At 46.6% G+C, this 11,694-nt stretch carries 7 protein-coding genes and 1 pseudogene; 5 read left to right on the forward strand and 3 right to left on the reverse strand.

Features of this window, described 5'->3' with window-relative positions; genetic code table 11:
* Positions 1-12: 12 nt before the first annotated feature.
* A complete protein-coding gene (locus FJM67_RS04705) occupies positions 13-945 on the reverse strand; it encodes a DHH family phosphoesterase (protein WP_140587517.1) in 933 nt (310 codons plus the stop codon).
* Positions 946-986: 41 nt separating this feature from the next.
* Positions 987-3,608, reverse strand: a complete 2,622-nt coding sequence (locus tag FJM67_RS04710) for a cyclic nucleotide-binding domain-containing protein (RefSeq protein ID WP_140587518.1) — start codon at positions 3,606-3,608, stop codon at positions 987-989.
* A 426-nt stretch (positions 3,609-4,034) separates the two neighbouring features.
* Between FJM67_RS04710 and FJM67_RS04715 the strand changes: the two genes are divergently transcribed.
* The 3 genes from FJM67_RS04715 to FJM67_RS04725 are packed head-to-tail and all read left to right on the forward strand — an operon-like array spanning position 4,035 to position 8,805.
* Complete coding sequence (locus tag FJM67_RS04715) at positions 4,035-5,957, forward strand: PrkA family serine protein kinase (RefSeq protein WP_140587519.1); 1,923 nt, start codon at positions 4,035-4,037, stop codon at positions 5,955-5,957.
* A gap of 39 nt (positions 5,958-5,996) precedes the next feature.
* Positions 5,997-7,298, forward strand: a complete 1,302-nt coding sequence (locus tag FJM67_RS04720; protein WP_140587520.1) for a YeaH/YhbH family protein — start codon at positions 5,997-5,999, stop codon at positions 7,296-7,298.
* On the forward strand, positions 7,279-8,805 hold the full coding sequence (locus FJM67_RS04725; RefSeq protein WP_140587521.1) for a SpoVR family protein: 1,527 nt from the start codon (positions 7,279-7,281) through the stop codon (positions 8,803-8,805). The genes FJM67_RS04720 and FJM67_RS04725 overlap by 20 nt, the downstream gene beginning before the upstream one ends.
* Before the next feature lie 67 nt (positions 8,806-8,872).
* Here FJM67_RS04725 and FJM67_RS04730 read toward each other — a convergent pair.
* Positions 8,873-10,831, reverse strand: a pseudogene (locus tag FJM67_RS04730) (methyl-accepting chemotaxis protein); the annotation flags it as partial.
* A gap of 108 nt (positions 10,832-10,939) precedes the next feature.
* On the opposite strand from FJM67_RS04730, the gene tnpA reads away from it, so the two are divergent.
* Together tnpA and tnpB are read left to right on the forward strand one after the other, a co-directional pair.
* The gene (gene tnpA / locus FJM67_RS04735) at positions 10,940-11,245 is read left to right on the forward strand and encodes an IS66 family insertion sequence element accessory protein TnpA (RefSeq protein WP_140587523.1); all 306 of its coding nucleotides are present in this window, start codon (positions 10,940-10,942) and stop codon (positions 11,243-11,245) included.
* A complete protein-coding gene (gene tnpB / locus FJM67_RS04740; RefSeq protein ID WP_140587524.1) occupies positions 11,242-11,610 on the forward strand; it encodes an IS66 family insertion sequence element accessory protein TnpB in 369 nt (122 codons plus the stop codon). The genes tnpA and tnpB overlap by 4 nt, the downstream gene beginning before the upstream one ends.
* Positions 11,611-11,694: the final 84 nt, after the last annotated feature.

Genomic DNA, 11,694 nt, shown 5'->3' on the forward strand with positions numbered 1-11,694 from the left:
GTCTTTTGATGGTTAGCCATCGGCATTAATTGTTGCGATTAGCGCTTGCAGTGTCTCATCGGCTACATCATTAGCGACCTGACAGGTGCCGGCATTTAGATGACCGCCACCACCGTATTTCAGGCAAAGCTCACCCACATTGGTATTCGAGGATCGATTTAAGATTGACTTGCCAATAGCGAATACGGTGTTTTGTTGTTTCAGTCCCCACATTTTATGGATCGAAATATTGCAATCAGGGAACATGGCATAGATAACAAATCGGTTAGTGGTGTAGATGGTTTCTTCGTTCAGAAGATCGAGTACAACCAGATTGTCGTATACTGTGGCGCAGCGTTGGATCTGTTCCTTGGCTTTAGCATCGTGTTCAAAGTACAGGTCAGTACGTTCCTTGACGTCCTCTAACTGTAGGATTTCGTCGATCGTGTGATTTTTACAGTAATCGATCAGTTGCATCATCAACTGATAGTTAGAGATGCGAAAATCTCGGAAGCGCCCCAAACCAGTACGCGCATCCATGATGAAGTTTAATAGAACCCAACCCGTTGGATTGAGTACTTCATCTTCAGAGAATTGAGCAGAGTCGCCTTTATCTACCGCTTCCATCATCTCCGTTGAAATATTAGGGAAACGCTCTGCGCCACCGTAGTAATCGTATACAACCCGCGCCGCAGAGGGAGCGTTAGGATCGATAATATGATTTTCGATATCCCCACTGTTGCGGACCGTTTCGCTCAAGTGGTGGTCGAAGGCTAAATGGCAGCCCGCCACATAGGGTAAGTTCGTCGTAATATCGTTAGGACCAATTTCCACCTTGCCATCCTGCATGTCTTTAGGATGTACAAATAAAATGTCATTGATAATACCGAGATCTTTCAGTAATACAGCACAGACCAAGCCGTCGAAATCACTGCGGGTTACCAATCTATAAGTTGTCTCTGTCATAGGAAATTCCATAGCTTCGTGGGGCACTCATATGTATCCCGTTATTTTGCATTAAAAATGAACTCTTTGTGATCCATTAAAGCGTCGTTCCAGCGACGATACCCTTTACTGTTGATATGCAGCAAGTCATTCTCGAAATAGCTTTCGTCTAGACTGCCGTCTTTACTCTTTAACAAAGAGAACAAGTCAATGTAGCGAGTATTTGGCCGAGTTCTTGCTAATTGCTCCAATTGCTTATTGGTCATTTCTATCGTGTTTCTTAACCGTTCGCGAGTTGGACTTGATTTAATGCTGATCAAGGTCACAGGTATACCGGGTAAGTGTATATCAACTTTCTCTAATAGTTGAATGTAGTTAGCGATAACTTTGTTGGCATCATGATTATTGCCGATATCGCTGTCACCTGCATAAAGCACGAGAGACCGAGGCTTACGTGGCAATACGATACGCTCGAAGTAGTACACACAGGCCTCAATTGTCGCGCCGCTAAAGCCTAGATTAAGACCTCCCAGAGGCCCAAAAGTCTGCTCAAAGTTAGGCCACAAGCGCATAGTCGAGCTGCCATAAAAAGCCACCGATTGAGCATTGTCCCGGTGATGAGCTAAACGGAATTCGAGTTCTCGAACATCGGATTCGAACTCCACGTCAATTTGGTTCACGCTTAACACATTAGACTCGAAACCACGGCGTCCGGATAGAATTGGGTATTGCTTAATTTCTTGCGCTAGGGCCTCTGCTTCGGTGACTGCATCGCGGAACTCTTCCTGATAGGCTTGTAAAAATTCCGCCATGGCCGCCGGCGTGTACTCGGTGAGTCGGTCAGAGATGCGAAACGCAGGTCGAATCACGATGCTATAAATATTGTGATCTGCCCGTTTATCGAAGTTAGCGACGGCGATAGGAACGATCCAAGGCTCGTCTTCCCCAGCCATACTTTGGGCTAGTTCAAATACGTAAGGCAAGAGTTCCCCTGGGGATTCAAGGGTAGAAAAGCTGCGTCCCTCGGGTGAAATTAATAGGGGAATATTGCGTTTGAGGGTATCTTGGCCGTCGCGCAGAAATTGCTCATGTTGTTCCGAGCCGCTCACCAAAGACTGCCAACTATCGACGAAGATATTGCCGAAGCGAGCGTAGAAAGCATCACGCCAGTATTCGTACTCTCGGCTACGTCTTACCACACGCTGTCCCGGCATACCGTAATTCTTAGCGATAATCATGGAACTGATAAATTGTGCATCCAGAGAGTAGCGGAAACCATTGGGTAATTGGGTGCTTTGTGAGCCAAGCAGATGGTTATAGATAAACAGGCTACCGGCTTTTTTGGGTAGATTCTCTAATCCCTTAATCACATAAGGAACTTGCTGGAACGCTTGTTGGAAGCGCTCCGTGCCAATACGGCGCACGTCATTGGCCCCCAATTCCGCGGGTAGCGCATTGATATCATCGTAAATGCGCTTCAAATGCCGATAGAACGCATTTTCCCGCTGTAAATCTTTGAGGATATCTAAACACATACCAGCAATGGTGCGCTCGATTCGCTCGCCATAGTGCAAGCATTGGTAGAGAACGCCGAAGGCTTCATCGGTAGTCACTGCGTTGGCCAGTAGTTTTCCTACTTTGTAAAGCGGGGAGCTAACCGGTAACACAGCGGCATTTTGCTCGATAACGTTATTGACTGCCAACACCTCATCATTAGCTACCTGAGACAGGTAGCGCATCCGAGCCGCAAGCAGATGAGTGCCAATCAGCCAAATCAAGCGATGCCAGTACTTAATACCGAGCTTGGGGTTCTCTTCAGCAAGTTGAACCAAGTCCGCTTTCCTAATGAAAAGGATAGTGGAATCGCGGGATGAGATAATTGAAGCACGGTTTTTTTGCTCGTCGTCCAAGGTGCAAGAGGCTAACACGGTGCCGGAGCGAGAAATTGAGCGAGTGGTGATGATATCACCTGCTTCAGTTTGGTAGCTCACCACTGCCTTGCCCTTCACCAGCAAATAGAGACCATCTTCTGGTTTAGATTGCTGAGAAATAATATCCCCTTGATGGGCGAGGATAATATTCGCCACTTTAGCAAGTGAGTGAATCTCTGCCTGGGTGAAGCTGTCGCAAAATGCCGATTGATTAAGCAGGGCGATAGAGTCTTTCAAGGTTTGCTTTTGATGCTCAGGGGCAAGGAGCGGTCTGGTTTCCTCAAAGGCTAATGACTCGTTGGCAAAGTAAGGGCGAGTTAAATTCTGAATATTGGTAAGCACTGGGAGGGACTGCCGGTAAATAAAGCTCAGAAACTGTGCGGCGAACTCACAGTGATCATTCAATACCTGTTGCAGTGCATCTATTGGCCAACTTATTAGGCGGCTACTTTTAGTGGCAACGAAGCTGGTTGCATAGCGACACGGATGACGAAATGCCGACCAGCCGATAGGCGCTAGACGCTCTTTAATGAGACCCACATTGTAAGACTTGCCAGACTCATATAGCGGGATTGAAATTGAAACTTCCCCTTCCACTAAAAAGTAGATGCGTTCACCGATGGCGAATTGGCGCGCTAATGTTTCCCCTGGAGCCAGCTCTCTGATCGTGGTGAATTGTTCGAGTTGTTCACGTATTTCATCATCAAGACAAGGTGAAAAAGGAAATTCCTGAATAAGGCTGGCCGGGGTCATAAACACTCCTACTGGCATCGGTGGGTGGGAAACGGTGAGTCCCACAATAACTTGCTGATTTTCGTTAAATTACTACATCCCAACTGGTAATGTGAAGCACCTTTGTAGAACAAAGCAACCTCCATGCCATAGGTTCACTATAAAAGTTAATTGTGAACAAATTGCGTAACTCGTTCCCTTAAAGCAATCCAAAACTATCTTCTAAGTGTTTAAGTTTCAGATGGTTAAGCATGTTTCGAAACCTATTCATTACGCTTCATTTTGTAAAAGAGTCGCTGTTTCCCTTGTAGAGCCAAGAAACCATGCTACACCTTAAATAATTGATGTTACCGAAATTTAATGTTGAGAAAGGTGGCGAAATGCGGGTCTGAAAGCCTGATTCAACGGACGCCTGCCGTGAATATCTGAAGAAAAGGGGATACTACCATGAGTATTTTTGACCATGTTCAATCTCGTTTCGATGCCCAGTTAGAAGAAGAAATGTCACTGGCCGAGTACCTAGAGTTATGTAAAACTGACCCAGCTGCTTACGCTTCCGCACCAGAACGGCTGTTACTGGCAATTGGTGATCCGGAAATTGTGGATACCTCCAAAGACACACGGCTGAGCCGTATCTTTTCCAATAAATTAATTAAACGCTACCCTACCTTTGAACATTTTTATGGCATGGAAGAGGCGATCGAAAAAATCGTCGCCTTCCTTACCCATGCGGCCCAAGGCTTGGAAGAGTCCAAGCAAGTGCTGTATTTACTTGGGCCGGTTGGTGGCGGTAAATCATCCCTCGCTGAGAAGCTTAAAGAGCTGATGCAGTCCGTTCCGTTTTATGCCATCAAAGGCTCGCCGGTATTTGAATCACCATTGAATCTGTTTGATGTGAATGAAGATGGGCAGATTTTGCAGGAAGAGTATGGCATCGCCAAACGCTACCTGAAGGGCATCATGTCACCCTGGGCTGCCAAGCGTTTGAAAGAGTTTAATGGTGATATTCAGCAATTCCGAGTGGTGAAAGTTTATCCATCGGCGATACGCCAAATAGCGATTTCAAAAACCGAACCAGGGGATGAAAACAACCAAGATATCTCCTCCCTAGTCGGTAAAGTGGATATCCGTAAACTTGAATTCTTTGAGCAGAACGATGCGGATGCCTACAGTTATTCCGGAGGCTTGTGTCGCGGCAACCGAGGCATTATGGAGTTTGTGGAGATGTTCAAGGCACCCATCAAGGTGCTGCATCCACTATTAACTGCCACACAAGAGGGTAATTACAATGGCACCGAGGGGTTGGGGAATATTCCTTTTGACGGCATCATTTTAGCCCACTCTAACGAATCCGAGTGGCAGTCCTTCAAAAATAATAAAACGAACGAAGCCTTTATCGACCGGGTTTACACCGTTAAGGTCCCGTACTGCTTGCGAGTCTCTGAAGAGATGCGTATCTACCAAAAACTATTGGAGAACTCGTCCTTAGCTCATTCCCCATGTGCACCAGATACCTTGAAGATGCTGGCTCAGTTCTCGGTTCTATCACGCCTAAAAGAGCCAGAGAACTCCAGTGTTTTTTCAAAAATGCGCATTTATGATGGGGAGTCTTTAAAAGACATTGATCCAAAAGCGAAATCCTTGCAGGAATACAAGGATGCAGCCGGAGTCAATGAGGGCATGGATGGTCTGTCTACCCGGTTTGCATTCAAAATCCTATCTAGGGTGTTCAACTTTGACCCCACAGAAGTGGCAGCTAATCCCGTACATCTCATGTATGTGTTGGAGCAACAGATCGAACAAGAGCAATTCGATCAAGACCGTCACGACCGTTATCTACGAGCCCTGAAGGAGTTCATCGCTCCCCGTTACGTGGAGTTTATCGGTAAGGAAATCCAGACCGCCTACCTAGAATCCTATTCGGAGTACGGACAAAATATTTTTGATCGTTACGTCACCTATGCGGATTTCTGGATTCAAGATCAAGAGTATCGGGACCCCGAGACCGGAGATATTCTAGATCGGGCGGCAATTAATGATGAGCTAGAGAAAATCGAAAAACCTGCTGGCATCAGCAACCCAAAAGACTTCCGCAATGAAGTGGTGAATTTTGTATTACGAGCTCGGGCTAACAATAACGGTAACAACCCTAGTTGGTTGGGGTACGAGAAATTGCGTGTAGTGATAGAGCGTAAGATGTTCTCCAATACGGAAGACTTGTTACCAGTGATTTCGTTTAGCGCTAAATCGTCCAGCGATGATCAACGCAAACACAATGAATTTGTCAAACGCATGGTGGAGCGGGGCTACACCGAGAAACAAGTGCGCTTGTTGTCTGAGTGGTATCTGCGGGTGCGTAAGTCTCAGTAATCACTGGGACTTTAAACAGGCAGGTTCAAAGGAGGTCATATGTCGTACATTATCGATCGCCGCCTTAATGGGAAGCACAAAAGCAGTGTTAACCGCCAGCGCTTCTTGCGTCGTTACCGTGATCATATCCGCAAGGCGGTGGAAAAAGCAGTCAATGATCGCAGCATAAAGGATTTGGATCGTGGGGAAACCATCACCATACCAAAGCGGGATATTCACGAGCCCGTGTTTGGCCATGGCCGTGGTGGTGTTGGCTCCGTAGTCCATCCGGGCAATAAAGAGTTTAACGCAGGAGACAAAATACCCCGTCCACCTCAGAATGGTGGCGGTCAAGGCAGTGGGCAGGGAAAAGCTTCAGATCACGGCGAAGGGGAGGATGAATTTGCTTTCCAAATTTCCCAAGAAGAGTTTTTAGATTGTGTCTTTGAAGATTTAGCGTTGCCCAACTTGGTACGTAAGCAACTTGGAGATATGACCGAGTTCCAGATAAAACATGCTGGGATAGTATCTGAAGGCACGCCGTCGAAACTCAACCTAGTGCGCTCCATGCGTAATGCTTATGCACGGCGCATGGTGATGAGTGGTGATGCTCGCAGACGCTTGGCTGAGCTTGAGGAGCTCATCCAAAAGCTTGAGCAGGAGCAGGCCTCAGGTCGAACCATTGATGATACCCAGCTGGCGTTATTGCGGGAAAAAGCGGCTACGTACCAGCAGAAAATCGATAAAACTCCGTTTTTAGATACCTATGATCTGCGTTACAACCATCATGTGAAAGAGCCTCAACCGTCCAGTAAAGCAGTAATGTTTTGCGTGATGGACGTATCTGGCTCCATGACCCAAGAAACCAAAAATATTGCCAAACGCTTCTTTATTTTGCTGTACCTATTTTTGACCCGCAACTACGAGAAAATCGAGGTGGTGTTTATCCGACACCACACCAGTGCGAAAGAAGTAACGGAGGAAGAGTTTTTTTACTCTAGAGAAACCGGGGGCACCATCGTTTCCAGTGCCTTAAAACTAATGCAAAAGATCATTAAGCAGCGCTACTCACCAGATCAATGGAATATTTATGCAGCGCAGGCTTCCGACGGTGATAACTGGGACGACGATTCCCGTATCTGCCAGCAAGTGATGGAAGATGGTCTTATCGATTTAGTGCAATATTTCACCTATATCGAAATTACCCCCCACGATCATCAGAGTCTTTGGTATGCCTATGAAAAACTGCAAAGTGCCTACAGCGACCGCTTTGCAATGCGTCATATCCTCGACGTAGGGGATATTTATCCAGTATTCCGGGAGTTATTCCAGAGGAGGTTACATGAGCAACTCAACGCTTGATACCTTATTACCTCAAGGGCCCGATTGGAGTTTTGACAGTATTCGTCAATACGATGATGCCATTCGAGAAATAGCATTGGAGTTTGGTTTGGATACTTATCCTAACCAAATAGAGATCATTAGTTCAGAGCAGATGATGGATGCCTATGCCTCGGTGGGTATGCCCCTTGGTTATCATCACTGGTCCTATGGCAAGCAATTCCTGGAAGTAGAGCAGAACTACAAACGGGGGCGGATGGGGCTGGCCTACGAGATTGTGATCAACTTTTCCCCTTGTATCGCCTATTTAATGGAAGAAAACAATATGATGATGCAGGCGCTGGTAATTGCCCACGCTTGCTATGGACATAACTCCTTTTTCAAAGGCAATTATCTATTCCGCACCTGGACTGATGCTACCGCCATCATTGATTACTTAGTATTTGCGAAACGCTATGTGCAAGAGTGTGAGGAAAAATATGGTATTCAGGAAGTTGAGGCCACGTTAGATTCCTGCCATGCGCTGATGAATTTTGGCGTCGATCGGTATAAACGGCCAGTTCCACTGTCAGCCCAAGAGGAAATGGCGCGCCAGGACGAGCGGGAGCGACTATTACAGCAGCAGGTAAATGATCTGTGGCGTACCATTCCCAAAGCAATGGCAGAGGTGCAAGAACGTGAAACCGATCGGCATTTCCCATCCGAGCCCCAAGAGAATCTGCTTTATTTTATTGAAAAGCACGCGCCACTATTGAAACCATGGCAGCGAGAGTTAGTACGAATCGTACGTAAGATGGCGCAGTATTTCTATCCACAACGTCAGACCCAAGTTATGAACGAGGGTTGGGCATCGTTCTGGCACTACACTTTGATGAATGAGTTGTATAACCGGGGTAAAGTAACCGAAGGTTTTATTTTGGAGTTTTTGCAATCCCATACCAATGTGGTTTATCAGCCCGGTTTTGATTCCCCCTATTATTCCGGTATCAATCCGTACGCCTTAGGCTTCGCCATTTACTCAGACCTGAAGCGTATGTGCGAAAACCCCACCGAGGAAGACCGCTATTGGTTTCCCGATGTAGTGGGTAAAAATTGGGTGGAAGTATTGGATTTCGCCATGCGTAATTACAAGGACGAGAGCTTCATCTTGCAGTACCTGTCACCTAAAGTGATGCGAGATTTTCGCTTCTTTGGTTTAGAGAATGACGTGCTGAATAACTATATCGAAGTTAAAGAAATTCATAATGAAACCGGCTTTCGCGAACTCCGCCAGCGCCTATCCCAGCAATACAATCTTGGTTATCGGGATCCCAATATTCAGGTGCAGCGGGTCAACATCAATGGTGATCGTAGCCTTACCTTGCGCCATGTTATGGATCACGAGCGACCACTAAATGATGATACGGTAGAAGTGTTGAAACACGTACGTCGTTTATGGGGCTTTGATGTACGCTTAGAGTCTTGGAGTGACGGCAGTTTAGTGGAAACTCACCACTGTTCAAACAATGATCCTTACGGGATTTTGTAGCGAAAAAAACAACCCCAGCTTGGTAGCCAAGCTGGGGTTGTTTTTAGATATCGATTGCTGCTTCGAATTAAAGTTGATTTGCCTCTTTAAGTCGATTGATTACGGCTACCTCTTGGTCAATTTCAGCGACTCGGGCAGACATATCCTCAATTGCATCGATACTTGAACGCACATCTTTGGCCGCATAGCTCGAAGACTCACTCAAGGCTTGTATTTGGGTGCTTAGGGTATTGGTACTTCCCAGCATAGTGCCCATAAATTCGTCAATCTTGGCGATACTTTTCTCGATCATCGCCACAGATTGGCTGACTGAGGTGATGGTTTCGCCAGTTTGATTCAAACTCTGTTGAGTGTTTTGTGATAGTTGACGAACTTCGTCTGCTACCACAGCGAAGCCACGACCGGCTTCTCCGGCACGAGCGGCCTCAATGGCCGCGTTTAATGCCAATAGGTTGGTTTGGTCGGCGATCCCCGAGATGACCTTGAGGATACTCAGGACTTGCTCGGCGTTATCGCGTAGGTGACTGACATTTGACACCATCTCCGCCCGATCTGCCTCTTGGGCACGAATCGCGGCAGAGAACTTGGCAAATTCACCGGTAACTTGCTCAACCACATTTTGCGTCGCCCCAGAGTAATCCGTTACCCGTTGGAAACTGCCAGTGACGTTTTCCAGCAGTGGGCGGTACTCAGACAAGTACTCTATCAGGTTTGCCTGTAGTTTATTTAGTTGCTGCAAGCTATTCAGTTTTGACTGAATAAAGTACTCACGGAAGTTACTGTAGTGGATTGGGAAATTGTCCACAAAGTAATCGGAGAAGCTTTCACCTTCCTTGACGTGGAAAAAGAACAGGCCGGTCAAGGTTTGGTTCATGTGAACACCGAGTAGCTCACCAAAGGTAGAGTAACCAGCCCCTTTTAGTTGCTTGAAGGTGCCCACCTGGTTGAGCTGATTACCATTATTGAGTCGACGTAAAATACAGTCATTGGCAATCATCGCAATGGGGGCAGAGGGCTTACCCTGCATGAACTTTTCGTAAGCTCGTTGAGTGCTGTCAGCAAAGGAACTGGCTTTAACAAGGATAACCTTGTCGCCAAAGTCTAAGTCGCAGAAGAACGCAATACTGCGGTCATTGACATCAATATTGGCCACCGAGCGAATATACAGTTCCCCATGGATTTCTACCGCAAAGGTATGGGACTGTAATTTGCTATTCAGATCGCCCGCGGCACAGCGGAAGTGATCGCACAAATGATCCACGATGTTAACTACCTTGCCACTACGGGAGTCGATCACGGAATGAACAATACGACGTTGTGCATCGGCTTCCGCCACCACAAAAGATTTGTCGGTCTTTTCAAAGTTATGGGTTTTCAGAATGCCGAAGCGTTTTTGTTGCGCCATTTTGACGAATACGACGACCGCACAATTATGGGCAACCTTGTTGCCGTCATACACCAAAGCCTGTTTGAAATCTAACTTACCGCCGGCGGAACCACCCACGAAGTGGCAGGGCAATTTACCTAGATCGTATATCGCCTGCATGAAGAAGTTTTCAGAAGAGGACAAGCCATCAAAGAAAGTCAGCGCTAGGGTGTCGTTGAAATGTACTGGGAACGATGGCGTGAGGTTTTGCAATTCGCCTTTTATACGTTTGATGCGCTCCCGTTTGGACATAGAAACCTGTCCGGAACGGAGGTCTTCACAGTGCAGTTTCACCGTATGTACACTAACTTGAGCAAACAAAGTTGTACTAAAACTTTGCAACACCACGTTGTCCCAGTTGCCTTGGGTGCTTTGGTAAAGATTACTTTGGCAGGTGTTGAGCTCCCCAGCCGTCATAATGCCAATAATTTTGGAGCAAAAGGGCGCACTGCGTTTGATAGACGACATAGTGCTATCGAAATCTACATTCGGCGATATGAACGCTAGGATCAGTGCGGTTTGGTTCTGGCCAAAGGAGAGGGCTTTTAGATTTGCTTCATTTATTTCCGATGAACGTAACTGGACAATTTTAGTCGGTTCATTGTTATTGCTACGGTTTTCTTGTAAGCGTCACTAAATCAGCCTCTAGTTTTCGCGCTTAACCCCGCCCAAACTGTGTTTCGTCTATTCACCCACGGAGTACACAATATGAATGCAAACACAGTGTTAAACCAAACTTGGGCAGATCATATCGAAAAGTGGCGAGCCTCTGGCCTGTCCATCAAAGCATTCTGTGAACAAGAGGACTTGGTGTACCATCAGTTTAGCTATTGGCGGCAGAAGTTTTCGCCTGCCGCTGACTCGACTACGGGATCGAAATTAGTGCCGGTAGCGCTGGCAACGCCTTCTATGCCTTCTAGCGATCTAGAAATCTTGCTCCCCAATGGGGTGATCATACGTGGCATTGATATGACTAATGTCTCGCTGGTGTCCCATCTGGTAGCGGCTTTATGAAACCTCGTTATCTGCGCCCTGCATTGAATTTACCCCAGATCTTTTTGTATCGTGACCCAGTAGATTTTAGAAAGCAGGCCCATGGACTGGCGGTGCTGATCGAGCAAGAGCTAGGGCACAATCCTTTTTCCGGAGCCTTGTACGCGTTTACTAATCGGCATCGCAATAAGATCAAGTGCGTGATGTGGGAAGACAATGGCTTCGTGCTCTATTACAAGGGTTTAGCAGAAGAAAAGTTTAAGTGGCCCAAAGCTACTGAGGAATTGGTATCTCTCACCGGCGAGCAAATTAATTGGCTGTTAGAAGGCTACGATCTTAGCCTAATGCAAGGCCATAAAACCTTGCATTATGAGGCACTCTGCTGAGGATTTATGTGGTGATTTTTGCTAACATATCGCCATGAAAATCGCACCCAAGTCTCACTCCAAAAAGCCGGATTACAGCCAGCT

It is taken from the genome of Maribrevibacterium harenarium, assembly GCF_006385675.1.
Taxonomy (GTDB): Bacteria; Pseudomonadota; Gammaproteobacteria; order Pseudomonadales; family Marinomonadaceae; genus Marinomonas; species Marinomonas harenarium.